The organism is Paracoccus hibiscisoli, assembly GCF_005048265.1.
GTDB classification, from domain to species: Bacteria; Pseudomonadota; Alphaproteobacteria; order Rhodobacterales; family Rhodobacteraceae; genus Paracoccus; species Paracoccus hibiscisoli.
Genome location: NZ_SUNH01000013.1, coordinates 1 through 26,675, shown reverse-complemented (window position 1 = coordinate 26,675; position 26,675 = coordinate 1). Strand labels below are relative to the sequence as shown.

Below are 26,675 nucleotides of genomic sequence, written 5' to 3'. Positions count from 1 at the left end.
AGGCCGACCCTATGTCCGCGCAAGCCCCCGTCAAACGCATCACCGCGCCCCAGATCGCCGCCCGCAAGGCCGCGACCCCCATCGTCGCGCTGACCGCCTATACCGCGCCCATGGCCGCCCTGGTCGATGCCCATGCCGATGTGATTCTGGTGGGCGACAGCCTGGGGATGGTGGTCCACGGCCTGCCCTCGACCATCGGCGTCACGCTGGAAATGATGATCCTGCACGGCCAGGCCGTCATGCGCGGATCGAACCGCGCGATGGTGGTGATCGACATGCCCTTCGGGAGTTACGAGGAATCGCCTGCGATTGCCTTCCGCAACGCCGCCCGCGTGATGGCAGAGACCGGCGCCGGCGCCGTCAAGCTGGAGGGGGGCGCCCGCATGGCCCCCACCATCCGTTTCCTGGTCGATCGCGGCATCCCCGTCATGGCCCATATCGGCCTGACGCCCCAGGCCACGAACACGATGGGCGGTTTCAAGACGCAGGGCCGCGACCCCGCCACCTGGCCCGCCTTTGTCGAGGATGCCCGCGCGGTCGCCGATGCGGGCGCCTTCAGCATCGTGGTCGAGGGCGTGATGGAGGCCCTGGCCGATCAGATCACCGATGCGGTGACGGTGCCGACCATCGGCATCGGCGCCTCGGCCCGCTGCGACGGCCAGATCCTGGTGCTGGACGACATGCTGGGCCTGTCGGGCCGGGTGCCGCGTTTCGTGCGCCGCTTTGGCGATCTGGGCGCCTCGGCCGATCAGGCCATCGCCGCCTATGCCGACGCCGTCCGCGACCGCAGCTTTCCGGCCGAGGCCGAGCTGTATCGCTGATCCCGCGCAACGCGCGCAAGCGGTGTACAGGCTGTGCACATGCTGTGCCTGCGCGGTGCATGCCCCGTGCGGCCCGATCGCCAGCTTTTGCTGGCCCTTCGCGGCCCTGCGCGCCGGGGGCGTTGCGCGGTGACGCGGTGCAACGCGCTCAGCCGCGTTGCGCGTCGAAATCGGCGGTGCGGGCCAGATGCGACAGCGCCAGCGGGATCAGCAGCAGCGCCGCCAGACCCGTATAGATGACCCCCAGGCCAATCCGCTCGGCCAGAAAGCCGATGCTGCCGGGCGCCAGCAGGATGCCGGAATAGCCCATCATCGTGACCACCGACAGGCCCATCCCGGCGGCCAGCCCGGGTACGTTCCCGGCTGCCGAAAACGCGATGGGCACCATGTTCGCGATGCCGATGCCCGCCAGCGCAAAGCCCGCAATCGCTGGCCCCGGCGTGGCCGACAGCCCCGCCAGCGCCAGCCCGGCCATGGCCACGCCCGTGCTGGCGCGCAGCGTCGTGACCGCGCCGAACTGCCGCCGCAGCCCATCGCCCAGAAACCGCATCACCGCCATCGTCGCCGCGCAGGCCGCAAAGCCCCAGCCCGCCAGCGCGATCGACGCGCCCATCTCGCGCTGCAGATAGACGGCGGCCCAGTCCAGGATCGCGCCCTCGGGGATCATGGCGGTCAGCGCAATCACCCCCAGCAGCCAGGGCAGGGGGCTGCGCGGCAGGCGCAGGGGCGCGCGGGGCGCATCCGGGGCAGGCGCGTCCTGAACCAGTCGCCCCTGCGCCCAGAGCAGCACCAGCGCAAAGACGGTTGCCACCGCAACCCCATGAAAAACCTCTCCGAACTGCTGGATGACCCAGCCCCCGGCGCCCGCGCCCGCAAAGGCCCCCAGGCTCCAGAACCCGTGGCAGGACGACATGATCGCCCGGCCCCGCGCGCGTTCGACCGCCACGGCATTGGCATTCATCGCGACATCCATGCCGCCCGCCAGCCCGCCGAACAGCGCCACCGCCGCCGCCACCGACCAGTAGGTCGGCGCAACCGAGATCCAGATCATCGACGGCGCCGCCAGCCAGGCCGCCAGCCGCACCGCCCGCGCCGATCCGGCCCGCGCCACCATCGCCCCAAAGAGGGGCATCACGCACAGCGAGCCCAGCCCCAGGGCCAGCACGATCAGCCCGGCCCGCGCCTCGGTGATGTCCAGGCGGTCCATCAGCACGGGGATGCGCGGCGCCCAGCTGCCGATCAGCATCCCGTTCACCAAGAACAGGGCCGAAACCGACCAGCGGATCATTACAGCATGGCCGGAACGACCAGATCCGGCGGCCTGTGCCCGTCGGCGAAGGTCTTGATGTTGATGATGACTTTCTCGCCCATCTCGGCGCGGCCCTCGACCGTGGCGCTGCCCATATGGGGCAGCAGGACCACGTTGGGCAGTTCGCGCAGGCGGGGGTTGATCTCATGGCCATGCTCGAACACGTCAAGGCCCGCGCCCGCGATTTCGCCCGCGCGCAGCATCCGCGTCAGGGCGTTCTCGTCGATGACCTCGCCGCGCGAGGTGTTCACGATCACCGCCGACGGCTTCATCAGCTTCAGCCGCCGCGCGTTCAGCAGATGGAAGGTGGAGGGCGTGTGGGGCGCGTTCACGCTGACCACATCCATGCGGGCCAGCATCTGGTCCAGGCTTTCCCAATAGGTCGCCTGCAGCGCTTCCTCGATCTCGGGGCGCAGGCGCTTGCGGTTGTGGTAATGGACCTGCATGCCGAAGGCGTTGGCGCGGCGCGCCACCGCCTGGCCGATCCGGCCCATGCCCAGGATGCCAAGACGCCGACCGCCCACGCGCCCGCCCAGATGCGCGGTGGGCGACCAGCCCTGCCAGCGCCCGGCCTGCATCTCTGCCAGGCCCTCGGGGATGCGGCGGGTCACGGCCAGGATCAACGCCAGCGTCATGTCGGCGGTGTCCTCGGTCACGACGCCGGGGGTGTTGCTGACCAGCACGCCGCGCTGACGGGCCGACAGCACGTCGATATGGTCCACGCCCGCGCCGAAATTGGCGATCAGCTTCAGCCGCTCGCCCGCACGGGCCAGCATGGCGGCGGTGATCTGGTCGGTGACGGTGGGCACGATCACGTCCGCGCCCTGCATCAGGGACACCAGCTCGTCCGCGGACAGCTTGCGGTCGTCGTCGCGCAGGGCCACGTCGAACAGCTCGGACATGCGGGTCTCGACCGCTTCGGGCAGGCGGCGGGTCACGGCGACGCGCAGCCGGGTGCGCGGGGTGGCGGGGGTGGCGGGCATGGTCACCTCACTGTGTCACAAGCTTGTCGGCACGCCCTTCCCATCGGGTGACGCTTTTGGCAAACTGCCCGCGTTGAGGGGCAGGCACAAGACCCCAGAGGGCGCGTGCCCTTGCAGCAGGACAGGATCGGACAACGCATGACGGCACGGCCAGGCAGGACAGGCGCAAGGGTGGCCCTTGCGGTTGCGGCGATGATCGCGATGGGGCTGACATCGGCCCCCGCCACGGCGCAGGCGGTCCCCCCGCAAAGCCAGGGCGCCCCCGAACAGCGCGGCGCGGTCACCAACCTGCCGCTGCCCCGCTATGTCAGCCTCAAGGGCAACGAGGGCAATGCCCGGCGCGGCCCCAGCCTGTCGCACCGCATCGACTGGGTGTTCCGCCATGCGGGCATGCCGCTGCGCGTAGTAGCCGAGTTCGGGCATTGGCGCCGGGTCGAGGACAAGGACGGCGCCGGGGGCTGGGTGCATTACGCGCTGCTGTCGGGGGTGCGGACCGCGCTGGTGACCCAGGACATGCTGGAGCTGCGGACCCGCCCGAACCCGGATGCCGACATCGTCGCCCGGGCCGAGATGGGCGCCATCCTGCGGCTGAACGAATGCCAGCCCGACTGGTGCCGCGTGTCGGGGGGCGGTCAGCGGGGCTGGGTGCCCAAGACGACGATATGGGGCGTGGACGCGGCCGAAATCCGCGACTGAACGCATCGGATTGCAACAATTCGCCGCGCTTTCCGGGCCCCGCGCCCGTTGACCCCGGCACGCGCCGGGTCTAAACCGCACACAGCCAAACCCGTCGCGGGGCGCAGCCACTGATCCCCGCGACCGACAAGGGGATCGTCACCCGTGCAAAACATAACGCAGGATTATCTGCCCATCCTCGTCTTCGCGGCGATGGCCTCGGCGCTTGCGCTGATCTTGCTGCTTTCCGCCTTCGTCATTGCCGTGCGCAATCCCGACCCCGAAAAGGTCAGCGCCTATGAATCGGGCTTCAACCCGTTCGATGACGCGCGGATGAAATTCGACGTGCGATTCTATCTGGTGTCGATCCTGTTCATCATCTTCGACCTTGAGGTCGCGTTCCTGTTCCCCTGGGCCGTCAGCTTCCAGGCGATCAGCGAGACGGCCTTCTGGTCCATGATGGTCTTCCTGGGCGTGCTGACCGTGGGCTTTGCCTATGAATGGAAGAAGGGAGCGTTGGAATGGGCGTGATGGCAGGAGCGAACACCGCCGGACCCGATCGCGAATTCGCGACCAAGGCCCTGAACGCGGAGCTGCAGGACAAGGGCTTCCTGCTGACCACGACCGAGGACATCATCAACTGGGCGCGCAACGGCTCGCTGCACTGGATGACCTTCGGTCTGGCCTGCTGCGCGGTCGAGATGATGCAGACCTCGATGCCGCGCTATGACCTGGAGCGTTTCGGGACCGCGCCGCGCGCCTCTCCGCGCCAGTCGGACCTGATGATTGTCGCCGGCACGCTGACCAACAAGATGGCTCCGGCGCTGCGCAAGGTTTATGACCAGATGCCCGAGCCGCGTTACGTCATCAGCATGGGCAGCTGCGCCAATGGCGGCGGCTATTACCATTACAGCTATTCCGTGGTGCGCGGCTGCGACCGGATCGTGCCCGTGGACATCTATGTCCCCGGCTGCCCGCCGACCGCCGAGGCGCTGCTGTACGGCATCTTGCAACTTCAGCGCCGCATCCGGCGCACCGGCACGCTGGTGAGGTGATCATGGCGACCTATACCGATCCCGACGCGCTGGACCAGCTGGCCGAGCATATCAAGCTGCGCCGCCCCAACGAGGTCATCGGCACCGACGTGGCCTTTGGCGAGCTGACCGTGACCGCCACGGCCAGCGGCATCCTGGACCTGCTGGATTTCCTGCGCGGCGACAACAGCTGCCGGTTCTCGACCCTGGTCGACATCACCGCCGTCGATTACCCGTCGCGCCAGCAGCGCTTCGACGTGGTCTGGCACTTCCTGTCGATGTACCAGAACCAGCGCATCCGCGTGAAGGTCAGCGTCCGCGAGGATGAGATGCTGCCCACGCTGACCGGTATCTTTCCCGCCGCCAACTGGTTCGAGCGCGAGATCTTCGACATGTTCGGCATCCTGTTCACGGGCCACCCGGACATGCGCCGCATCCTGACCGATTACGGTTTTTCGGGCCATCCGCTGCGCAAGGATTTCCCGACCACCGGCTATGTCGAGGTTCGCTATGACGACGCCGAAAAGCGCGTCATCTACGAACCCGTCAGCCTGGTTCAGGAATATCGCCAATTCGATTTCCTCTCGCCGTGGGAGGGTGTGCAATACGCCCTGCCGGGTGATGAGAAGGGGGCTGCGAAATGATGGACGGCGACATCCGCGTGAACAGCTATGACGACGGCAGCGAGGATCTGCTGACCGGCGAACAGCGCATCCGCAACTTCAACATCAACTTCGGTCCCCAGCACCCGGCGGCGCATGGCGTGCTGCGCATGGTGCTGGAGCTGGACGGCGAGGTCGTCGAGCGCGCCGACCCGCATATCGGCCTGCTGCATCGTGGCACCGAAAAGCTGATGGAAAGCCGCACCTATCTGCAGAACCTGCCCTATTTCGACCGGCTGGATTACGTCAGCCCGATGAACCAGGAGCACGCCTGGTGCCTGGCGATCGAGCGTCTGACCGGCACCGTCGTGCCGCGCCGCGCCAGCCTGATCCGGGTCCTGTATTCCGAGATCGGCCGCATCCTGAACCACCTGTTGGGCCTGACCACGGGCGCGCTGGACGTGGGCGCGCTGACGCCGCCGCTCTGGGGCTTCGAGGCGCGCGAGCAGCTGATGATCTTCTACGAGCGGGCCTCGGGCGCGCGTCTGCACGCGGCCTATTTCCGGCCGGGTGGCGTCCATCAGGACCTGCCGCCGGAGCTGCTGGACGATATCGAGGAATGGTGCGACCATTTCCCCAAGGTGCTGGACGATCTGGACACGCTGCTGACCGAGAACCGGATCTTCAAGCAGCGCCTGGTCGATATCGGCATCGTGTCCGAACAGGATGCGCTGGACTGGGGATTCTCGGGCGTGATGGTGCGCGGATCGGGCATGGCCTGGGATCTGCGCCGCAGCCAGCCTTATGAATGCTATGACGAATTCGATTTCAAGATCCCGGTCGGGACGAATGGCGACTGCTATGACCGCTTCCTGTGCCGGATGCAGGAGATGCGCGAATCGACCTCGATCATGCGCCAGGCGATCACCAAGCTGCGCGCTGAGGGACCGGGAGAGGTTCTGGCCCGCGGCAAGCTGACCCCGCCCAAGCGCGCCGACATGAAGCGCGACATGGAAAGCCTGATCCACCACTTCAAGCTGTATACCGAAGGCTTCCGCGTCCCCGCCGGAGAGGTCTATGCCGCCGTCGAGGCGCCCAAGGGCGAATTCGGCGTCTATCTGGTCAGCGACGGCACCAACAAGCCCTATCGCGCCAAGCTGCGCGCGCCGGGCTTCCTGCACCTGCAATCCATGGACTGGATGTCCAAGGGTCACTTGCTGGCCGACGTGCCGGCCCTGATCGCAACCCAGGATATCGTCTTCGGAGAGGTTGACCGCTGATGCTGCGCCGCCTGCACCCCGTCCAGCCGGACAGTTTCGCCTTCACGCCCGCCAATCTGGAATGGGCGCAGGCACAGATCACCAAATACCCCGAAGGTCGCCAGCAATCGGCGATCATCCCGATCCTGTGGCGCGCCCAAGAGCAGGAGGGTTGGCTGTCCCGTCCGGCCATCGAATATTGCGCGGGCCTTCTGGGCATGGCCTATATCCGGGCGCTGGAGGTGGCGACATTCTACTTCATGTTCCAGCTGCAACCGGTTGGAACGGTGGCCAATATCCAGATCTGCGGCACCACGACCTGTATGATCTGCGGCGCCGAGGATCTGGTCGCGGTCTGCAAGCGCAAGATCGCGCCGACCCCCCACACGCTGTCCGCCGACGGCAAGTTCAGCTGGGAAGAGGTCGAGTGCCTGGGCGCCTGCGCCAATGCGCCGATGGCCCAGATCGGCAAGGATTACTATGAGGATCTGACCCCCGAAAGCCTGGAGGCGCTGATCGACCGCATGTCCGCTGGCGAGGTTCCGGTGCCGGGATCACAGACCGGCCGTTTTGCGTCCGAGCCTGCCAGCGGGTTGACCAGCCTGGCCGATCTGAAGGGTCAGGAAGGGCACAATGCCAGCGTCCAGCTGGCCACCGTTCTGGGCGAGACGCTGAAGCGGATCGACGGGACCGAGGCGCCGATCCTGACCAAATGGCGCCGCAAGCCCGAGGCCGCCAGCGACGATCAATCCGGTGTCGACACCGCCCCCGAGCATGAGCCGCGCCCGTCCGACGGTGCGCCCGTCGATTCGACCGGCGTGACCGAGCAGGAGGCGCAGGCCAGTTCCGCCGCGCGTCCCGTCTCGAAACGCGAACCCGCCGAGGTCAGACAGGACGACAAGGACCGCGACTAGACCCCACCCACACCCGCCAGGAAAGGACGCCCAGCCCATGACAGCCGCCACCAGAACCACCGGAGCCGTCGCGGCACTGCTGGTCCTTCTGGGCCTTGGCCTGTTCGGGCAGGCGGGCTGGCTGGCGGCGCTGCTGCTGGGGGTGCTGACCGGGATCCTGCTGGCCGCGCTGCTGCACTGGCTGGTCGATCAGGGGCCCGCGCCAATGGACGGCACCGCATTCGCGCCCCCGGTCGTGCAGGTCGCACAGCCTGTCGCGGTTGCGGCACCGGCCGTGCCCGAGGTGCCGCAGGACGACCTGCCGCAGGATGATCTGCGCGCGATCCGGGGCATCGGCCCCAAGGTGGCTGAGGGTCTGAACCAGGTGGGCGTGACCCGGCTGGACCAGATCGCCGCGTGGGACGACGCGCAGATCGACCGCATCGCGGTCGAGATCGGGCGCGGCGCGGCGCGGATCAGGAACGATGACTGGGTCGGGCAGGCGCGCGCGCTGATTGCCGACCGGGCGGGGGCGTGATGACGCGTCCCGACCAGGATGCCCGCCAGATGCGGCTGGTCGCGATCGTGATCGCGGTGACCATGCTGGGCTGGCTCGCCGTGCAGGCGATCGGGCGGCACTATGACTGGGCGGCGCAATGGGCCTTTCTGGCCGACCTTGCCGCCATGGGCGGATTTGTCTGGTCGCTGATCGTGACCTGGCGTATCTGGCGGCGCAGGAATGCGTGACGCCGGGAATAAAGGACCAATCGGATGCTGAAAGACCAGGATCGCATTTTCACCAACCTGTATGGCATGGGCGACCGCAGCCTGGCGGGCGCGCAGCGGCGCGGCCATTGGGACGGCACCGGCGACATCATCGGCCGCGGGCGCGACAAGATCATCGAGCAGGTCAAGGCCTCGGGGCTGCGCGGGCGCGGCGGGGCGGGCTTTCCGACCGGTCTGAAATGGTCCTTCATGCCCAAGGAATCGGACGGGCGGCCCAGCTATCTGGTGATCAACGCCGATGAATCCGAACCCGCGACCTGCAAGGACCGCGAGATCATGCGCCATGATCCGCACACTCTGATCGAGGGCGCGCTGATCGCTGCCTTCGCGATGAACGCGCATGTCTGCTACATCTATCTGCGCGGCGAATACATCCGCGAGAAGGAGGCCCTGCAGGCCGCCATCGACGAATGCTATGACGCGGGCCTTCTGGGCGTGAATGCGGCCGGGTCGGGCTGGGATTTCGACCTGTACCTGCATCACGGCGCCGGCGCCTATATCTGCGGCGAGGAAACCGCCCTGCTGGAGAGCCTGGAGGGCAAGAAGGGCATGCCCCGGATGAAGCCGCCTTTCCCGGCGGGCGCGGGCCTGTATGGCTGCCCGACCACGGTGAACAACGTCGAATCCATCGCGGTGGTGCCGACCATCCTGCGGCGTGGGCCGGAGTGGTTCGCGGGCTTTGGCCGTCCGAACAATGCGGGCGTCAAGCTGTTCGGCCTGACCGGCCACCTGAATGCCCCCTGCGTGATCGAGGAATCCATGTCGATCAGCATGAAGGAGCTGATCGAGAAGCATGGCGGCGGCGTCCGCGGCGGCTGGAAGAACCTCAAGGCGGTGATCCCCGGCGGCGCCTCCTGCCCGGTGCTGACCGCCGAGCAGTGCGAGAACGCCATCATGGATTATGACGGCATGCGCGAGCTGAAATCCAGTTTCGGCACCGGCTGCATGATCGTGATGGATCAGTCCACCGACATCATTAAGGCGATCTGGCGGCTGTCGGCCTTCTTCAAGCATGAAAGCTGCGGCCAGTGCACGCCCTGCCGCGAGGGCACCGGCTGGATGATGCGTGTCATGGCGCGCCTTGTCTCCGGAGAGGCCGAGGTCGAGGAGATCGACATGCTGCTGGACGTCACCAAGCAGGTCGAGGGTCACACCATCTGCGCCCTGGGCGATGCGGCCGCCTGGCCGATCCAGGGCCTGATCCGCAACTTCCGCGGCGAGATCGAGGATCGCCTGAAGGCGAAGAAGACCGGGCGCATGGGCGCGCTTGCGGCCGAGTGATGACAAGGCTGGCACATCACGCGGCCCGCACGGGCTTGTGTCGGGCGATGCGCCCGGCGGGTGGTTATGTGGCGACACGTAACCCCCGAAAGGATGCTGCCATGAAACGCCCTCTGATCGCCGCCGCCCTGGCCTTCGCCACCCTGACCACCCCGGCCGCCGCGCTGGAGCCGCTGTCGCAGAACGCCTATGTCAACGACCGCCTGGTCCAGGCCCGTGTCGCGGATGTGGTGCGCCGCAACTGCCCCAGCATCGACGCGCGGCTGGTGCGCGCCTTCAGCGAGGCGCGCGCCCTGAAACGCCATGCCCGCAACCAGGGCTATTCCGAGGCCCAGATCGACGCTTTTCTTGACAGCCGCGCGGATCGCCAGCGTATCTACGCAGAGGCGGATCGCTATATGGTCGAAAACGGCGTCGTGAACGGGCAACCGGAGACTTTTTGCCGCCTCGGGCGGGACGAAATCGCACGGCAGACGGTCGCAGGATCGCTGCTGAGTGCCAGATAAGGATGTAAGTTCATGGCCGAATTGCGGACGATCAAGATCGACGGCGCCGAAATCCAGGTCGATCCCAACCTGACCCTCATCCAGGCCTGCGAGCAGGCCGGGATCGAGATTCCGCGTTTCTGCTATCATGAGCGCCTGTCCATCGCGGGCAATTGCCGGATGTGCCTGGTCGAGGTCGTGGGCGGCCCGCCCAAGCCCGCCGCCAGCTGCGCGATGCAGGTCAAGGACCTGCGTCCCGGCCCCGAGGGCGCGCCCTCCGAGATTCGCACCAACAGCCCGATGGTCAAGAAGGCCCGCGAGGGCGTGATGGAGTTCCTGCTGATCAACCATCCGCTGGACTGCCCGATCTGCGACCAGGGCGGCGAATGCGACCTGCAGGACCAGGCGATGGCCTATGGCGTGGATTTCAGCCGCTATCGCGAGCCCAAGCGCGCCTCCGAGGAGCTGAACCTGGGCCCGCTGGTCGAGACGCACATGACCCGCTGCATCAGCTGCACCCGCTGCGTGCGCTTCACGACCGAGGTCGCGGGCATCACCCAGATGGGTCAGACCGGCCGGGGCGAGGACAGCGAGATCACCTCCTATCTGAACCAGACGCTGGCCTCGAACCTGCAGGGCAACATTATCGACCTCTGCCCGGTGGGCGCGCTGGTCTCCAAGCCCTATGCCTTCACCGCCCGCCCGTGGGAGCTGACCAAGACCGAGTCCATCGACGTGATGGACGCCATCGGCAGCGCGATCCGCGTGGACACCAAGGGCCGCGAAGTGATGCGCATCCTGCCGCGCAACCATGACGCCGTGAACGAGGAATGGATCAGCGACAAGACGCGTTTCGTCTGGGACGGTCTGCGTCGCCAGCGGCTGGACACGCCCTATCTGCGCGAGAACGGCCGCCTGCGCCCGGCCACCTGGCCCGAGGCGCTGAGTGCCGCCGCCCGCGCGATGCAGGGCGGAAAGGTTGCGGGCCTGATCGGTGATCTGGCCCCGGTGGAGGCAGCCTTCAGCCTCAAGACCCTGGTCGAAGCCTTGGGCGGTTCGGTCGAATGCCGCACCGACGGGGCGCGCCTGCCGGCGGGCAACCGGTCCGGCTATGTCGGCAATGCGGTGATCGAGGATATCGACACGGCGGGCTCGATCGTGCTCATCGGCACCAACCCGCGTGACGAGGCCGCCGTGCTGAACGCGCGCCTGCGCCGGGCCTGGGCGCGGGGGGCGCAAGTGACGGTCGTGGGTCAGGCGATCGACCTGACCTTTAACTATGACCACGCGGGCACCGACCGCGCCGCGCTGTCCGCCCTGCTGGACCGCGCCGAGCCGGCCGAGGTTCCGGGTCTGGTGATCCTGGGGCAGGGCGCCCTGCGCGAGGCCGATGGAGAGGCCGTGCTGGCCGCCGCACAGGCCCTGGCCGAGGCGACCGGGGGACGCCTGCTGGTCCTGCACACCGCCGCGGGCCGCGTGGGCGCCATGGATGTCGGTGCCGTCACCGAGGGCGGCCTGACGGCGGCCATCGAAGGCGCGCAGGTGATCTTCAACTTGGGCGCCGATGAGGTCGACATCGCCGCCGGTCCCGTCGTGATCTATCAGGGCAGCCATGGTGACCGGGGCGCGCATCGCGCGGACATCATCCTGCCCGCCGCCTGCTATACCGAGGAGATGGGCCTCTTCGTGAACACCGAAGGCCGTCCCCAGCTGGCCATGCGCGCCAATTTCGCGCCGGGTCAGGCCAAGGAGAACTGGGCCATCCTGCGCGCCCTGTCGGCCGAGCTGGGCCAGACGCTGCCTTGGGACAGCCTGCCGCAGCTGCGCCGCAAGCTGGTCGAGGCCGTGCCGCATCTGGGCCAGGTCGGTCAGGTCGTCGAAAGCGACTGGCAGCCTCTGCCGCGCCGTGATCTGGGACAGGCCAGCTTTGTGAACCCGGTTCGCGATTTCTATCTGACGAACCCGATCGCCCGCAGCTCGCCCCTGATGGGAGAGCTGTCGCGCATGGCCGCCGCGCGCCTCGCGCCGGCGCTTGCGGCGGAGTAGGGCGATGCCCGCCCGGTTCCGGCACTGGAGTGCGGCGGCCCTGACCGGGGCCGTGCTGACGCTGGGGGGCTGTTCCATGTCGGACGTCGCGCCGGATGACCGCCCGCGCGCCAAGCCCGCGCAGGTGACCGCCACGGTGGCGGGCACCAAGGGCCTGGGTCGGGCGCGCATTTCGACCCAATCGGGCGAGATCCAGATTCTGGAGGATGACGGCAGCGTCACCACGATGGATCTGGACAGCCCCGGCGGTCGTGACGCCTTTCAGGTGACCGAGGCCGATCTGGCCGCGCTGAACGCCAATCTGGACCTCAGTTTCGCGGGGCTGGCCCCGGTGGCCCGCGCGCCCCGCGGCCCCACGGCGCAGGAAAAGGCGATCGAGGCCTTTGCCGCGCGCACCGCGCCGGCCCTGCCGGTGATCGCCCCGCACGCCGAGATCGACCCCGAGGTGTTTCTGGCGGTCAAGGTGGTGACGCTGAACCAGGGGCCCGGCGCCGATCTGGTCGAGGTGACGGCCAATCTGCGTCAGGGGGTGGACGCGGATATCGCGTTCTCGTATGCCACCTGCGCATTGGCCGGGTGGGCCAGGGACAACGGCAACCCTTACGGACGGCATATCCGGACGCTGCAGGCCAAACGCAATGGCAAGCTGCTGATCGGATCGGCCTTCCTGATGTCGGACAGCAGGCCCCTTGGCCTGCGGGTGATGGAAACGGAAGAGACCTTGCGCGAATGCAGCGCACGCGGCATTCCAGCGGCGTAAGGCAGAGGGACTGGCATCATGGCTGATTTTTGGGCATCCTCCTGGGGCATCGCGCTGATCCTGCTGGCGCAGGGTCTGGCGCTGATCGTGTTCGTGATGCTGTCGCTGGTCTACATGGTCTATGGCGACCGCAAGATCTGGGCGGCGGTGCAGATGCGTCGCGGCCCGAACGTGGTCGGCCCCTGGGGCATCCTGCAGACCTTTGCCGACGCGCTGAAATTCGTGGTCAAGGAGATCGTCGTCCCGGCGGGCGCGGACAAGTTCGTGTTCTTCCTGGCGCCCTTCCTGTCGATGATGCTGGCGCTGCTGGCCTTCGTGGCGATTCCCTTCGCGCCGGGCTGGGTGATGGCCGACATCAACGTGGGCATCCTGTTCATCTTCGCCATCTCCTCGCTGGAGGTCTACGGCGTGATCATGGGCGGGTGGGCATCGAACTCGAAATTCCCGTTCCTGGGTTCGCTGCGCTCTGCCGCGCAGATGATTTCCTATGAGGTCAGCCTCGGCCTGATCATCATCGGGGTGATCATCTCGGCCGGGTCGATGAACCTGACCGCCATCGTCGAGGCGCAGCGCGGCGCGGGCCTGCTGTCGTGGTTCTGGCTGCCGCACCTGCCGATGGTCGTGCTGTTCTTCGTGTCCTGCCTGGCCGAGACCAACCGCCCGCCCTTCGATCTGCCCGAGGCGGAATCCGAACTGGTCGCGGGCTTCATGACCGAATATTCCTCCACCCCTTACCTTTTGTTCATGGCCGGCGAATATATCGCCATGTGGCTGATGTGCGCGCTGATCAGCCTGCTGTTCTTCGGCGGCTGGCTGTCGCCCATCCCCGGACTGCCGGACGGGGCGATCTGGATGTTCCTGAAGATGGTCTTCTGGTTCTTCATGTTCGCCATGGTGAAGGCGATCGTGCCGCGCTATCGCTACGACCAGCTGATGCGCATCGGTTGGAAGGTGTTCCTGCCGCTGTCCTTGGGCTGGGTGGTGATCGTGGCTTTCCTTGCGAAATACGAAGTCTTCGGGACCTTCTGGGCCCGTTGGGCAGGAGTGTAAAAGATGGCTTTCGACGTCGTCCGCGCCACCAAGTACTTCCTGATGGTGGATTTCATCAAAGGTTTCGGCCTGGGTATGCGCTATTTCTTCGCGCCCAAGGCCACGATCAACTATCCCCACGAAAAGGGCCCGCTGTCGCCGCGCTTTCGCGGCGAACATGCCCTGCGCCGCTATCCCAACGGCGAGGAACGCTGCATCGCCTGCAAGCTGTGCGAGGCGATCTGCCCCGCGCAGGCAATCACCATCGATGCCGAACCCCGCGACGACGGCTCGCGCCGCACGACGCGCTATGACATCGACATGACGAAATGCATCTATTGCGGCTTCTGCCAGGAGGCCTGCCCGGTCGATGCCATCGTCGAGGGGCCGAATTTCGAATTCGCCACCGAAACCCGTGAGGAGCTGTTCTACGACAAGCAGCGCCTTCTGGATAACGGCGCCCGTTGGGAATCCGAGATCGCGCGCAACCTTGCCATGGACGCGCCCTACAGATGACCGATCCCTTCACCAAGATGTTCCAGCAGATGCTGGCCCAGGGTCAGGAGATGGCGCGGACCTTCAACCCCGCGCTTGAGCATTTCGACCTCAAGGCGGTCGAGAAGATGTTCCCGACCATGCCCGCCGACATGCTGGAGATGTGGTTCGGCAAGACGTTCAACCGCGACGGTCTTGACGCGCGTACGCGTCTGCTGGTCACCATCGCCGCGATGACCGTCCAGGGCGCCCTGGCCGAGCCGCAGCTGCGCATGACGATCCGCCACGCCATCGAGGCCGGGGCCACCCCGCGCGAGATCGCCGAGGTGATCTATCAGATGGGGATGTTCGCCGGCCTTCCCGCGATGCAGAAGGCGCTGGAAATTGCCCAGGGCGTATTCACCGAATCCGAAGGGAGCCCCCAGACATGATGACCTTCGCCTTTTATCTGTTCGCCATCTCGGTCTGCACCGCGGGCTTCATGGTGGTCCTGGCGCGCAACCCGGTCCATTCGGTGCTGTGGCTGATCCTGGCCTTCCTGTCGGCGGCGGGTCTGTTCGTCCTGCTGGGCGCCGAATTCGTCGCCATGCTGCTGATCATCGTCTATGTCGGCGCGGTGGCGGTGCTGTTCCTGTTCGTGGTGATGATGCTGGACGTCGATTTCGCGCGACTCAAGGGCGAATTCGCGCGGTATCTGCCGCTGGCGGGCCTGATCGCGCTGGTCCTGCTGGCGCAGCTGGCCATCGCCTATGGCGCGTGGGAAAGCAGCGACCAGTCCGCGACCCTGCGCAGCGTACCGATGCAGGCCGATGCGCTGAACACCAATTCCATCGGCCTGGTGCTGTATGACCGCTACATCCTGCCGTTCCAGATCTCGGGACTGATCCTGCTGGTGGCGATGATCGGGGCGATCACGCTGACCATGCGGCACCGCACCAACGTCAAGCGTCAGGACGTGATCCGCCAGATGCACCGTGACCCGGCCAAGGCCATGCAGCTGCGCGACGTCAAGCCGGGGCAGGGGCTGTAAGCCCGCGCCTCAGCCAACGAATTTGAACGGGTAGAAGAACCCGGAGGGACTGAAACGATGATCGGATTGACACATTACCTTGTCGTGGGGGCGATCCTGTTCGTCGCCGGGATCTTCGGCATCTTCGTGAACCGCAAGAACGTCATCGTCATCCTGATGTCGATCGAGCTGATGCTGCTGGCGGTCAACATCAACTTCGTCGCCTTTTCGGCCCATCTAGGCGATCTGGGCGGGCAGATCTTCACCATGTTCATCCTGACCGTTGCCGCGGCCGAGGCCGCCATCGGCCTGGCCATCCTGGTCGTCTTCTTCCGCAACCGCGGCACGATCGCGGTCGAAGATGTCAACGTGATGAAGGGGTAAGGGACCATGGCCCAATTCATTCTGTTCGCGCCCCTGCTGGGTGCGCTGATCGCCGGTTTCGGCTGGCGCCTGATCGGAGAGCGCGGCGCGCAGATCCTGACCACCGCCATCCTGTTCGCCGCCGCAGCCCTGTCCTGGGTCGTGTTCCTGACGCTGGAGGCGCCGCAAAGCATTCCGGTCATGGACTGGATCGTGTCGGGCGACTTCACCAGCGAATGGGCGATCCGCCTGGACCGGCTGACCGCGATCATGCTGATCGTGATCAACTCGGTCTCGGCGCTGGTGCACCTGTATTCCTTTGGATACATGGCCCATGACGAGAATTTCACCGATGATGAGCCCTATCGGGCGCGCTTCTTCGCCTATCTGTCGTTCTTCACCTTCTCGATGCTGATGCTGGTGACCTCCGACAACCTGCTGCAGATGTTCTTTGGTTGGGAAGGCGTGGGCGTCGCGTCCTATCTTCTGATCGGCTTCTACTACAAGAAACAGTCGGCGGGCGCCGCCGCGATGAAGGCGTTCATCGTCAACCGCGTGGGCGATTTCGGCTTTCTGCTGGGCATCTTCGGCATCTGGTGGCTGACCGGCTCGATCCAGTTCGACGAGATCTTTGCCCAGGTCCCGATGCTGGCCCAGACCGAGATGACCTTCCTGTGGCGCGACTGGAACGCGGCCAACGTGCTGGCGATCCTGCTGTTCATCGGCGCGATGGGCAAGTCGGCGCAACTGTTCCTGCACACCTGGCTGCCCGACGCGATGGAAGGCCCGACCCCGGTGTCCGCGCTGATCCACGCGGCGACCATGGTGACCGCGGGCGTGTTCCTGGTCTGCCGGATGTCGCCGCTCTATGAATTCGCGCCCGAGGCCAAGATGTTCATCGTCTATATCGGCGCGACCACGGCCTTCTTTGCCGCCACCGTCGGTCTGGTCCAGAACGACATCAAGCGCGTGATTGCCTATTCGACCTGTTCGCAGCTGGGCTACATGTTCGTGGCGGCGGGCGTCGGCGTCTATTCGGTGGCCATGTTCCACCTGTTCACGCATGCCTTCTTCAAGGCGATGCTGTTCCTGGGCGCGGGTTCGGTAATCCACGCGATGCACCACGAACAGGACATGCGGAATTACGGCGGGTTGCGGAAGAAGATCCCGCTGACCTTTGCCGCAATGATGATCGGCACGCTGGCCATCACCGGCGTCGGCATTCCGCTGACCCATATCGGCTTTGCGGGTTTCCTGTCCAAGGATGCCGTGATCGAAAGCGCCTTTGTCGGCAGCACCTATGCCTTCTGGATGCTGGTGATCGCGGCCCTGATGACCAGCTTCTATTCCTGGCGCCTGATGTTCATGACCTTCTATGGCACGCCGCGCGGCGACCATCATGCGCATGACCACGCCCATGAGAGCCCCCGCGTGATGACCGCGCCGCTGGTCGTGCTGGCCTTCGGATCGATCTTCGCGGGCATGATCTGGTACAACAGCTTCTTCGAAGAGGAGGGCGTCACCCGCTTCTTCGGGATCGAGGCCGCGGCGATGCATGACGGCGACCACGCCGAGGGTGCCGCCGCCGCCGGGACCGAGACCGCGCTGGAGGGCAGCGTCGCCGAGGCCCCCGCACAGCAGCCCGAGGGCGCCGCCCTGCACGCCGCCGCCGGCGCCGCCGAGAACCCGGCCGAGGTCGAGGCCTTTACCGTGACCCCCGGCGCGATCTACATGCGCCCCGACAACCACGTGATGCATGACGCGCATTACGTCCCGGCCTGGGTCAAGGTGTCGCCCTTCGTCGCGATGCTGATCGGCTTCGGTCTGGCCTGGCTGATGTATATCCGTCGCCCAGAACTGCCCGGCCAGCTGGCCGGGCAGCAGCGCGGCCTGTATCAGTTCCTGCTGAACAAGTGGTATTTCGACCAGGCCTATGACGCGATCTTCGTGCGTCCGGCCCGCTGGATCGGCCGCAAGCTGTGGACGGGCGGTGACGGAGCCGTTATCGACGGCGCCATCAACGGGCTGGCCTTGGGAATCATCCCGCGCCTGACCCGGTTCGCCGGGCGGGTGCAGTCGGGCTATCTGTTCCATTATGCCTTCGCGATGGTTCTGGGCATCGTGGGCTTGCTGATCTGGGTGATGATGCGGGGCGCGCAATAACATGACGAACCTTCTTTCGATCATCACCTTCCTGCCGATCGTCGCGGCGGGCATCCTGGCCCTGTTCCTGCGTGGCGACGACGCCGCCTCGCAGAAGAACGCGAAGTTCCTGGCCCTGATCGCGACCAGCGCGACCTTCCTGATCTCGCTGTTCCTGCTGTTCGGGTTCGATCCGTCGAACACCGGATTCCAGTTCGTCGAGGATCACGCCTGGATCATGGGCCTGCGCTATCGCATGGGCGTGGACGGGATCTCGATCCTGTTCATCATGCTGACCACCTTCCTGATGCCGCTGACGATCCTGTCCACCTGGGACGTCAAGGTCCGGGTCAAGGAATACATGATCGCCTTCCTGGTGCTGGAGGGGCTGATGATCGGCGTCTTCGCGGCGCTGGACCTGATCCTGTTCTACCTGTTCTTCGAGGCAGGCCTGATCCCGATGTTCCTGATCATCGGCATCTGGGGCGGCAAGAACCGCATCTATGCCTCGTTCAAGTTCTTCCTCTACACCTTCATCGGCTCGGTGCTGATGCTGGTGGCGATGATCGCGATGGCCCGCACAGCGGGCACGACCGACATCGCGGCGCTCCTTGAGTTCGACTTCCCGTCGCAGACCATGGCGGTGATGGGCTTCACGATCGTCGGTGGCATGCAGACACTGCTGTTCCTGGCCTTCTTCGCCAGCTTCGCGGTCAAGATGCCGATGTGGCCGGTCCATACCTGGCTGCCCGACGCGCACGTCCAGGCGCCGACCGCGGGTTCGGTGGTTCTGGCGGCGGTCCTGCTGAAGATGGGCGGCTATGGCTTCCTGCGCTTCAGCCTGCCGATGTTCCCGGTAGCCTCCGACCTGATGCAGCCCTTCGTGCTGTGGCTGTCGGCCATCGCCATCGTCTATACCTCGCTGGTGGCGCTGGCGCAGTCGGACATGAAGAAGCTGATCGCTTATTCGTCGGTGGCGCATATGGGTTACGTGACCATGGGCATCTTTGCCGCAAACCAGCAGGGGCTGGACGGCGCGATCTTTCAGATGCTGTCGCACGGTTTCATCTCGGGGGCGCTGTTCCTCTGCGTGGGCGTCATCTATGACCGCATGCACACGCGCGAGATCGACGCCTATGGCGGCCTCGTGAACCGGATGCCGGTCTATGCGCTGGTGTTCATGTTCTTCACCATGGCCAATGTCGGCCTGCCCGGCACCTCGGGTTTTGTGGGTGAGTTCCTGACCCTGATGGGCGCGTTCCACGCCAACACCTGGGTGGCCTTCGTGGCTGCGACCGGCGTGATCCTGTCGGCGGCCTATGCGCTGTGGCTTTATCGCCGCGTCACCATGGGCGCGCTGATCAAGGAGAGCCTGCGCACCATCACCGACATGACCCCGCGCGAGCGCTGGATCTTTGCGCCGCTGATCGCCATGACCCTGATCCTGGGCGTCTATCCGCGCCTGGTCACCGACATCACCGGCCCCTCGGTCCAGGCGCTGCTGGTGAATTACAACGACGCGCTGCCCACGGACGCAGCGACGGGCGACCTGGCTTCGGCCGCCGTCAGCCCCGCCGTCAGCCACTGAGGAACGCAAGATGACCGGTTTGGATATCTCGACCATTCTGCCCGAACTGATGCTTGCGATCTATGCGCTGGCCGCGCTGATGGCGGGGGCCTATCTGGGCAAGGATCGCATCGCGATGCCGATCCTGTGGGTCAGCGTGCTGGCGCTGCTGGCGGGGGCAATGTTCATCGGCCTGGCCGATCGTCCCCAGCAGATCGCCTTCTTCGGCATGTTCACGGACGACGCCTTCGGCCGCTTTGCCAAGATCACGATCCTGCTGTCGGGCGCCGCCGTCCTGGCGATGAGCGCGGATTACATGGATCGCCACGGGCTGATGCGGTTCGAATACCCGATCCTGATCGTGCTGGCCTCTCTGGGCATGATGATGATGGTGTCGGCGGGCGATCTGCTGACGCTGTATATGGGCCTGGAGTTGCAGTCGCTGGCCCTCTATGTCGTGGCCGCCATGCGCCGCGAGAGCGCCAAGTCCTCCGAGGCGGGCCTGAAGTACTTCGTTCTGGGCGCGCTCAGCTCGGGCTTGTTGCTTTACGGCGCATCGCTGGTCTACGGCTTTTCGGGGACGACGCAGTTCTCGGGGATCATCCAGGCGGTGCAGGCGGGCAACCTGCCAATGGGCTTGCTGTTCGGTCTGGTCTTCCTGCTGGTAGGCCTGGCGTTCAAGGTCTCGGCCGTGCCGTTCCACATGTGGACCCCCGACGTCTATGAGGGCTCTCCGACCCCGGTGACCGCCTTCCTGGCGACGGCCCCCAAGGTCGCGGCCATGGCGCTGATCGCGCGGCTGATGTTCGACGCCTTCGGCAACGTGCCGGGCGATTGGGGTCAGATCATCGCGGCCCTGGCCGTGATGTCGATGTTCCTCGGTTCGGTCGCGGGCATCGGCCAGCGCAACATCAAGCGTCTGATGGCCTATTCCTCGATCGCGCATATGGGCTTTGCGCTGGTCGGTCTGGCGGCGGGCACGGCCTATGGCGTGCAGGCGATGCTGATCTACATGGCGATCTATGCGGTGATGAATGTCGGCGCCTTCGCCTTCATCCTGTCGTTGGAGCGGGACGGTCGTCCGGTCACCGACATGGACAGCCTCAACCGCTTTGCCAGCGCCGAGCCGCTCAAGGCAATGGCCGTGCTACTGCTGATGTTCAGCCTGGCGGGTGTGCCGCCTCTGGTCGGGTTCTGGGCGAAATACGGCGTGCTGACGGCTGCGGTTGATGGCGGGATGACCTGGCTGGCGATTGCCGGGGTGATCGCCTCGGTGATCGGCGCGTTCTATTACCTGCGCATCGTCTATTACATGTATTTCGGCACCGAGACCGAGGGCGTGACCAGCCGCATGGGCACCGTGCAATACGCCGCGCTGATCGTGTCGGCCTTTGCGCTGCTGCTGGGGTCGATCACGCTATTGGGCATCGACGACGCAGCCGCCGTGGCGGCGCAGTCGCTGGTCGGACCGGCGCTGGCCTCGGGTGGGTAACCCTGGGCCGACATGGCCGCAGGGCGTGGCGCGCCACGTCCTGGACCGCGTGGACAGCACCAATGCCGAGGCGTTCCGCCTGGCTCCGACCCTGTCGGGACCGGCCTGGATCATGGCGCGCCAGCAGCAGGCCGGACGCGGGCGGCGCGGGCGGGCCTGGACCGATCCGCCGGGAAACCTTGCAGCGACCCTGGTGATGCGACCTCAGGGCGGGGCGTCGGATGCGGCGCGCCTGTCTTTTGTCGCCGCGCTGGCGGTGCATGACGCGCTGCGCGACCTGTGCGGGCCGGTGCCGAACCTGGCGCTGAAATGGCCCAATGACGTGCTGCTGAACGGCGGCAAGCTGTCCGGCATCCTGCTGGAGAGCAGCGGCGCGGGCGGGCAGGTGGCCGTTCTGGCCGTGGGCATCGGCGTCAACCTGGCCGCCGCGCCCGACGCGGCGCAGGTCGAACCTGACGCCCTGCGCCCCGTCAGCCTGGCCGGAGAGACAGGGTTGCTGATCACCCCCGACGATCTGCTGGACGCGCTGGCGGTGGAGTTCGATGCCTGGCACCGCCAGATGACGACTTACGGCTTTGGTCCCATCCGCACCGCCTGGCTGGCCCGCGCCGCCAAGCTGGGCGAGACGATCACCGCCCGCACCGGCACCGACCGCATCACCGGCCGCTTTGACGGCATCGACGAGACCGGCGCCCTGATCCTGACCGGCCCGCGCGGCCGTCAGGCGATTCCCGCCGCCGACATCCATTTCGGGGGCTAGGCCCATGCTGCTGTGTATCGATACCGGCAATACCAATACGGTCTTTTCCATCTGGGACGGCACGCGGTTTCTGGCGCATTGGCGCATCCGCACCGACCACCGCCGCACGGCGGACGAGTATTACGTCTGGCTGTCCACCCTGATCGCCGTTCAGAAGTTCGAGCTGCAGATCGACGCCTGCATCATCAGCGCGACGGCGCCGCGGGTGGTCTTCAACCTGCGGGTGCTGTGCAACCGCTATTTCGACACGCGCCCGCTGGTGGTGGGGAAACCCGACTGCCTGCTGCCGGTCGAGCCGCGCGTCGATACGGGCACCACCGTCGGCCCGGACCGGCTGGTCAATACGGTGGGTGCCTTCGATCGCCACGGGCCCGACCTGATCGTGGTCGATTTCGGCACCGCGACCACGTTCGACGTGGTCGATGTGGACGGCGCCTATATCGGCGGGGTCATCGCGCCGGGGGTGAACCTTTCGCTGGAGGCGCTGCACATGGGGGCGGCGTCGCTGCCTCATGTCGATGTGACGCGGCCCGCGACGGTCATCGGCACGAATACGGTTGCATGTATCCAGTCAGGCGTGTTCTGGGGATATGTGGGATTGGTCGACGGTATCGTGGGTAAAATCCGCGCCGAGCGCGACCGCACCATGAAAGTCATAGCCACTGGCGGGCTAGCGCCATTGTTCGATCAGGGGTTCGACCTGTTCGACGCAATTGAAGACGATCTGACGATGCACGGGCTTCGGCTCATTCACGATTACAACAAGGAGATGGGAAATGGCTGAACGCCTGATCTATCTGCCGCTCGGCGGAGCGGGCGAAATTGGCATGAATGCCTATGTCTACGGCTATGGCCTTCCTGGCAAGGAACGGCTGATCCTGATCGACCTGGGGGTGACCTTCGGCGATATGGAAGGCAGCCCGGGCATAGACCTGATCATGCCCGACCTGACCTGGCTGGAGAAGAACCGCCACCGGCTGGAGGCGATCTTCATCACCCACGGCCATGAGGACCACATCGGTGCCATCGCGCATCTGTGGAAGCGGCTTGACGTGCCGATCTATGCCCGCCGCTTCACCGGGACGCTGGTCCGCCTGAAGATGGAGGAGCACGGCCTGCCGACCGAGGTGGTGAACATCACTGAGGTCCGCCCGGCCAAGACCGAGCTGGGCCCGTTCAGCGTCCAGTTCGTGCCGATCAGCCATTCGATCCCCGAAAGCAGCGCGCTGATCATCGACACCCCGGCGGGTCGCATCGTGCATACGGGCGATTTCAAGATGGACGTGACCCCGGTCGTGGGCGACGCCTTTGACCCGGTGGGCCTGTCCCAGATCGCGGCCGAGGGTGCGGGCGTCAAGGTCCTGGCCTGCGACAGCACCAACATCTTCTCGACCCATCCCGGTCGGTCCGAGGCGGTTCTGGCCACCCCGATCTTGGAATGGGTCATGGCGCAGCCGAACATGGTCGTGGCCACGACATTCGCCAGCAACGTGGCGCGGCTGCGCACGCTGGCGGATGCCGCGCGGGCCTCGGGGCGCAAGATCTGTCTGCTGGGTCGGGCCATGCGCCGCATGGTCGGCGTGGCGATGGATTCCGGCGTGCTTAAGGATTTCCCCGACACGATCGGCCCGGAAGAGGCCGCCAAGCTGCCCCGCAACAAGGTGCTGCTGCTGGTCACCGGCAGCCAGGGCGAACGCCGCGCCGCCAGCGCGCAGCTGTCGCGCGGGCGCTATCTGGGTCTGTCGCTGAAGGAAGGCGACAGCTTCCTGTTCAGCTCCAAGACCATTCCCGGCAACGAGAAATCGGTCGGCCGGATCATGAACGCCTTCAGTGAGGCGGGCGTGGATGTCTGGGATGCCGATGACGGGCTTTACCACGTGTCGGGCCATGCGAACCGGCCCGATATCGAGGCGATGCACGACCTGCTGAAGCCCAAGGTCGTGATCCCCATGCACGGGGAGCACCTGCACCTGCGCGAGCATGTGCTGCTGGCCCGCGCCAAGGGCATGACCGCCGAGATCGTGACGAACGGCATGATGATGGACCTGACGGGCGATCGCCCCAAAGTCTGCGACCAGGTCGAGACGGGGCGTCTGTATCTGGACGGCAATCAGCTGATCGGGTCGATGGACGGTGTCGTGCGCGACCGGATTCGCATGGCGCTGAACGGCCATGCGATGGTCAGCGTGATCGTGGATGAGGACGACAACGTCCTGCCCGATGCCTGGGTCGAGCTGATGGGCCTGTCCGAGCGGACGCGGTCTGGCGGCGAACTGGCCCGCCAGATCGAGGCCGAGCTGTCCGAGTTCCTCGAGCGTGCCGATGCCCGCACCGTGCGTGACGACGGCAAGATGGACGAGGCGATCCGCAAGATCACCCGCCAGGTGTCGATGGAGGAGATCGGCAAGAAGCCTGAGGTCACCGTCAGCATCAGCCGCCTGATGGCCGACTGACCAGCACCCCGGTTGCGTCCCGCGACGGGCCGGGGGGCCAGTCCCCCGGCCCCCCCGATGTCGCGCGGATCGCGGCGGGGGCTTGGCCATACCGCAGGGGGTCCGGGGGGTGCGAAGCCCCCCGGCCACCGCGGGACGCAAATCCCGGAGCGCGGGGGCTTGAAAACCTGCCTCTCATGCGGCAAGCCGCGCGGATGAGCGATACACCCGAATCCCCCTTCGATCCGAGCCCGCCGCACCGGAACTTCTACGGGCGCCGGCATGGCAAGACCCTGCGCCAGAGCCAGAAGGGCTATCTCTCGGAGGATCTGGGCGACCTGCGGCCACGCGGGATCACGGTCGAGGACAATCCTGACCGTTCGACGGTCGATCCCCGGGTGATCTTCGGCAATGACAATCCGGTCTGGCTTGAGGTCGGCTTCGGCGGGGGCGAGCACATGGTGCATATGGCCGCCACCTATCCCGGCATCAACATCATCGGCTGCGAGCCCTATATCAACGGCGTGGCGATGCTGCTGGGTAAGATCCGGGCGGCGGGGGTTAGCAATGTCAGCGTGCATCCGGGCGATGCGCGTGACCTGATGGACGTGCTGCCCGATGCCAGCGTCCAGCGCGCCTTTCTGATGTATCCCGACCCCTGGCCCAAGGCGCGCCATCACCGGCGCCGCTTTGTGACGCCCGAACATCTGCTGCCCTTGGCGCGCGTGATGCAGCCCGGCGGTATCTTTCGGGTGGCAAGCGACATCCCTGACTATATCCGCCAGACGCGCGAGGAGGTCCCGCCCGCAGGCTTCGAGACGGTCGATGACACGCCCGTGGCGTGGGACGACTGGATCAGCACGCGCTATGAGCAGAAGGCCCTGCGCGAGGGACGACCGCCCAATTACGTCACCTTTCGCCGTCTCTAGCCGACGGCCTGTAGAGGCTTTGGCCCGCACGCAAGTTGTCGAAATTCGCCTCAATGTGGCTAAATTTCGCCCGTTGTTTGTCAAGGCTCGTCGAGATGGGGCCGCCGCGCTAGGGCTATTGGGTTGGGGTGACCCTGCAACCGCGTTCGCTGTCGCGTAGGATAGACGTGTCGGATGCGGTTTCGGACTTTAAAGAGGTTTGGCAGACAGATGAGACCTTTGGTGCCTGAGCCATACCGGGTAGGCATGGTCGCTACTCCTGTCCCGCCAGCATCCAGTCGTGACAGTACCTCAGGGTCGTCATGCGCTTGGCGCCATTCCTGGATTGCAGCGGCTGTTGGCCTGAAAGGTTAGGTATCGATCGGAAGCTTCGGGGTGTTTGCGCTAGATTTCTTGATCCGCTGCCTTGCGAGGATGAGCTAGGCGTCGACCGGATTGTTCCGGAGGATCCATCTGAGACGTGCGAGAAGGTCTGGGCGAATTGGGCAGGCGTCTGCCAGCCGAGGCGCGAGTGGGGACGTTCGGTGTTGTAATCCTTTCGCAAGGCCGCGAGCGTAGCGCGGGCGTGGTTCAGGGACGGGAACAGCGTCTCGTTCAACAGCTCGTCGCGCAGACGGCCATTGAAGCTTTCAATGAAGGCGTGTCTCGGGTCGGCTTTCCCGGCGCGATGTAATGCCAGTCGATCTTGCGGTCATCGGCGAAGGTCAGGATCGCGTTTGAGGTGAACTCGGTGCCATTGTCGCTGACCACGGTTCCGGGCTTTCCGCGGGCCTCGAACAGGATCGCCAGCTCTCGCGCGACCCTTACGCCGGACAGGGACGTGTCGGCGATCAGGGCGAGACATTCCCGCGTGCAGTCATCGACCACGGTCAACACGCGGAAGCGGCGGCCATCGGTCAACTGGTCGGACACGAAGTCGAGCGACCAACGCTGGTTCGGCATCAGCGGAAGCGCCATCGGGGCTCGCGTCCCTATCGCCCGTTTGCGGCCACCGCGGCGACGGACATGCAGCCGCTCCTCGCGATAGATGCGCAACAGGTGGACTTGTCACGGTTTGGTGCCGCTCCTTTGACCACGTAATGTGCAGCAAAGGAGATGAACCATGGGCACAATCAGGACAGATGAGTTTTGCAGGGATGCGGTGCGTATTGCGCTGACAAGCGGGCTATCGCGGCGTCAGATTGCAGATAATCTTGGGGTCGGCTTGTCGACTTTAGGGTCAGGGCCCATTGATCTTGCGCCGTTGTCATGATTCAGGCTCCGCAAGGAGACTGACCGATGAGCAATCTTTTCTGGCTGACAGACGCGCAGATGGCGCGGCTCCAGCTCTTCTTTCCCAAGAGACATGGCAAGCCGCGAGTCGATGACCGGCGTGTGCTGAGCGGCATAATCTTCGTCAACCGCAATGGCTTGCGGTGGCGTGACGCGCCAAGGGAGTATGGCCCGCCCAAGACCTCTATAACCGGCTCTGTTGCACAAATCGCGTGAGGGATTCATCTTGCGGGACCAGCGTGGTAGCTAGA

Annotated in this window: 27 protein-coding genes and 3 pseudogenes; 27 read left to right on the top strand and 3 right to left on the bottom strand. The window is 65.8% G+C overall.

What is annotated here, in order from left to right:
• The first annotated feature begins 11 nt into the window (after window positions 1-11).
• A complete protein-coding gene (gene panB, locus FA740_RS10135) occupies window positions 12-821 on the top strand; it encodes a 3-methyl-2-oxobutanoate hydroxymethyltransferase (RefSeq protein ID WP_136856661.1) in 810 nt (269 codons plus the stop codon).
• A gap of 148 nt (window positions 822-969) precedes the next feature.
• Here panB and FA740_RS10130 read toward each other — a convergent pair whose 3' ends face one another.
• Window positions 970-2,109 (bottom strand): MFS transporter, encoded by a 1,140-nt coding sequence (locus FA740_RS10130; protein ID WP_136856660.1) that lies wholly within the window; start codon window positions 2,107-2,109, stop codon window positions 970-972.
• On the bottom strand, window positions 2,109-3,113 hold the full coding sequence (locus FA740_RS10125) for a 2-hydroxyacid dehydrogenase (RefSeq protein ID WP_136856659.1): 1,005 nt from the start codon (window positions 3,111-3,113) through the stop codon (window positions 2,109-2,111). Before FA740_RS10125 ends, FA740_RS10130 begins: the two co-directional genes overlap by 1 nt.
• A 201-nt stretch (window positions 3,114-3,314) precedes the next feature.
• Between FA740_RS10125 and FA740_RS10120 the strand changes: the two genes are divergently transcribed.
• The 24 genes from FA740_RS10120 to trmB all read left to right on the top strand — a co-directional run bounded on the left by FA740_RS10120 (window position 3,315) and on the right by trmB (window position 25,152).
• Window positions 3,315-3,809 (top strand): SH3 domain-containing protein, encoded by a 495-nt coding sequence (locus FA740_RS10120; protein ID WP_246053581.1) that lies wholly within the window; start codon window positions 3,315-3,317, stop codon window positions 3,807-3,809.
• A gap of 192 nt (window positions 3,810-4,001) precedes the next feature.
• Window positions 4,002-4,319: an NADH-quinone oxidoreductase subunit A gene (gene ndhC / locus FA740_RS10115; RefSeq protein WP_405406484.1), complete on the top strand. Its 318-nt coding sequence runs from the start codon at window positions 4,002-4,004 to the stop codon at window positions 4,317-4,319.
• Window positions 4,310-4,843: a NuoB/complex I 20 kDa subunit family protein gene (locus FA740_RS10110; RefSeq protein ID WP_136856657.1), complete on the top strand. Its 534-nt coding sequence runs from the start codon at window positions 4,310-4,312 to the stop codon at window positions 4,841-4,843. Before ndhC ends, FA740_RS10110 begins: the two co-directional genes overlap by 10 nt.
• 2 nt (window positions 4,844-4,845) lie before the next feature.
• Window positions 4,846-5,466: an NADH-quinone oxidoreductase subunit C gene (locus FA740_RS10105; RefSeq protein ID WP_136856656.1), complete on the top strand. Its 621-nt coding sequence runs from the start codon at window positions 4,846-4,848 to the stop codon at window positions 5,464-5,466.
• Window positions 5,463-6,704 (top strand): NADH-quinone oxidoreductase subunit D, encoded by a 1,242-nt coding sequence (locus FA740_RS10100; protein WP_136856655.1) that lies wholly within the window; start codon window positions 5,463-5,465, stop codon window positions 6,702-6,704. Before FA740_RS10105 ends, FA740_RS10100 begins: the two co-directional genes overlap by 4 nt.
• The gene (gene nuoE, locus FA740_RS10095; RefSeq protein ID WP_136856654.1) at window positions 6,704-7,597 is read left to right on the top strand and encodes an NADH-quinone oxidoreductase subunit NuoE; all 894 of its coding nucleotides are present in this window, start codon (window positions 6,704-6,706) and stop codon (window positions 7,595-7,597) included. The genes FA740_RS10100 and nuoE overlap by 1 nt, the downstream gene beginning before the upstream one ends.
• 37 nt (window positions 7,598-7,634) lie before the next feature.
• Entirely contained in the window at window positions 7,635-8,114 is a 480-nt protein-coding gene (locus FA740_RS10090) for a hypothetical protein (protein WP_136856653.1), read from the top strand.
• Window positions 8,114-8,323 carry a DUF5337 domain-containing protein gene (locus FA740_RS10085; RefSeq protein ID WP_136856652.1) on the top strand — a complete coding sequence of 70 codons (210 nt, stop codon included), beginning with the start codon at window positions 8,114-8,116 and terminating at the stop codon, window positions 8,321-8,323. The genes FA740_RS10090 and FA740_RS10085 overlap by 1 nt, the downstream gene beginning before the upstream one ends.
• A gap of 24 nt (window positions 8,324-8,347) precedes the next feature.
• Window positions 8,348-9,643 (top strand): NADH-quinone oxidoreductase subunit NuoF, encoded by a 1,296-nt coding sequence (gene nuoF, locus FA740_RS10080; RefSeq protein ID WP_136856651.1) that lies wholly within the window; start codon window positions 8,348-8,350, stop codon window positions 9,641-9,643.
• Between the two features lie 101 nt (window positions 9,644-9,744).
• Window positions 9,745-10,149 carry a DUF5333 domain-containing protein gene (locus FA740_RS10075; protein WP_136856650.1) on the top strand — a complete coding sequence of 135 codons (405 nt, stop codon included), beginning with the start codon at window positions 9,745-9,747 and terminating at the stop codon, window positions 10,147-10,149.
• Window positions 10,150-10,161: 12 nt separating this feature from the next.
• On the top strand, window positions 10,162-12,174 hold the full coding sequence (gene nuoG / locus FA740_RS10070) for an NADH-quinone oxidoreductase subunit NuoG (protein ID WP_136856649.1): 2,013 nt from the start codon (window positions 10,162-10,164) through the stop codon (window positions 12,172-12,174).
• A 4-nt stretch (window positions 12,175-12,178) separates the two neighbouring features.
• Complete coding sequence (locus FA740_RS10065; protein WP_136856648.1) at window positions 12,179-12,934, top strand: hypothetical protein; 756 nt, start codon at window positions 12,179-12,181, stop codon at window positions 12,932-12,934.
• An 18-nt stretch (window positions 12,935-12,952) separates the two neighbouring features.
• Window positions 12,953-13,984, top strand: coding sequence for an NADH-quinone oxidoreductase subunit NuoH (gene nuoH, locus FA740_RS10060; RefSeq protein WP_136856647.1), 1,032 nt, complete (start codon window positions 12,953-12,955; stop codon window positions 13,982-13,984).
• A 3-nt stretch (window positions 13,985-13,987) separates the two neighbouring features.
• A complete protein-coding gene (gene nuoI / locus FA740_RS10055) occupies window positions 13,988-14,479 on the top strand; it encodes an NADH-quinone oxidoreductase subunit NuoI (RefSeq protein WP_136856646.1) in 492 nt (163 codons plus the stop codon).
• Entirely contained in the window at window positions 14,476-14,889 is a 414-nt protein-coding gene (locus FA740_RS10050) for a carboxymuconolactone decarboxylase family protein (protein ID WP_136856645.1), read from the top strand. The genes nuoI and FA740_RS10050 overlap by 4 nt, the downstream gene beginning before the upstream one ends.
• Window positions 14,886-15,488, top strand: coding sequence for an NADH-quinone oxidoreductase subunit J (locus FA740_RS10045; protein WP_136856644.1), 603 nt, complete (start codon window positions 14,886-14,888; stop codon window positions 15,486-15,488). Before FA740_RS10050 ends, FA740_RS10045 begins: the two co-directional genes overlap by 4 nt.
• Window positions 15,489-15,545: 57 nt before the next feature.
• Window positions 15,546-15,851, top strand: coding sequence for an NADH-quinone oxidoreductase subunit NuoK (gene nuoK, locus FA740_RS10040; RefSeq protein WP_042248542.1), 306 nt, complete (start codon window positions 15,546-15,548; stop codon window positions 15,849-15,851).
• A 6-nt stretch (window positions 15,852-15,857) separates the two neighbouring features.
• The gene (nuoL, locus tag FA740_RS10035) at window positions 15,858-17,993 is read left to right on the top strand and encodes an NADH-quinone oxidoreductase subunit L (protein ID WP_136856643.1); all 2,136 of its coding nucleotides are present in this window, start codon (window positions 15,858-15,860) and stop codon (window positions 17,991-17,993) included.
• Window position 17,994: 1 nt separating this feature from the next.
• Entirely contained in the window at window positions 17,995-19,560 is a 1,566-nt protein-coding gene (locus FA740_RS10030) for an NADH-quinone oxidoreductase subunit M (RefSeq protein WP_136856642.1), read from the top strand.
• A gap of 10 nt (window positions 19,561-19,570) precedes the next feature.
• The gene (gene nuoN, locus FA740_RS10025; RefSeq protein ID WP_136856641.1) at window positions 19,571-21,031 is read left to right on the top strand and encodes an NADH-quinone oxidoreductase subunit NuoN; all 1,461 of its coding nucleotides are present in this window, start codon (window positions 19,571-19,573) and stop codon (window positions 21,029-21,031) included.
• A gap of 25 nt (window positions 21,032-21,056) precedes the next feature.
• Window positions 21,057-21,791, top strand: coding sequence for a biotin--[acetyl-CoA-carboxylase] ligase (locus tag FA740_RS10020; RefSeq protein ID WP_246053573.1), 735 nt, complete (start codon window positions 21,057-21,059; stop codon window positions 21,789-21,791).
• A 4-nt stretch (window positions 21,792-21,795) separates the two neighbouring features.
• Complete coding sequence (locus FA740_RS10015; protein ID WP_136856639.1) at window positions 21,796-22,575, top strand: type III pantothenate kinase; 780 nt, start codon at window positions 21,796-21,798, stop codon at window positions 22,573-22,575.
• Window positions 22,568-24,244 carry a ribonuclease J gene (locus tag FA740_RS10010; RefSeq protein WP_136856638.1) on the top strand — a complete coding sequence of 559 codons (1,677 nt, stop codon included), beginning with the start codon at window positions 22,568-22,570 and terminating at the stop codon, window positions 24,242-24,244. The genes FA740_RS10015 and FA740_RS10010 overlap by 8 nt, the downstream gene beginning before the upstream one ends.
• A gap of 194 nt (window positions 24,245-24,438) precedes the next feature.
• Window positions 24,439-25,152: a tRNA (guanosine(46)-N7)-methyltransferase TrmB gene (gene trmB / locus FA740_RS10005; RefSeq protein WP_136856637.1), complete on the top strand. Its 714-nt coding sequence runs from the start codon at window positions 24,439-24,441 to the stop codon at window positions 25,150-25,152.
• A gap of 472 nt (window positions 25,153-25,624) precedes the next feature.
• On the opposite strand, the pseudogene FA740_RS10000 reads toward trmB, so the two are convergent.
• Window positions 25,625-26,190, bottom strand: a pseudogene (locus FA740_RS10000) (integrase core domain-containing protein); the annotation flags it as partial.
• A 64-nt stretch (window positions 26,191-26,254) separates the two neighbouring features.
• Between FA740_RS10000 and FA740_RS09995 the strand changes: the two are divergent.
• Window positions 26,255-26,368 (top strand): annotated as a pseudogene (locus tag FA740_RS09995) (transposase); the annotation flags it as partial.
• Window positions 26,369-26,430: 62 nt separating this feature from the next.
• A pseudogene (locus FA740_RS09990) lies at window positions 26,431-26,607 on the top strand (transposase); the annotation flags it as partial.
• Window positions 26,608-26,675: the final 68 nt, after the last annotated feature.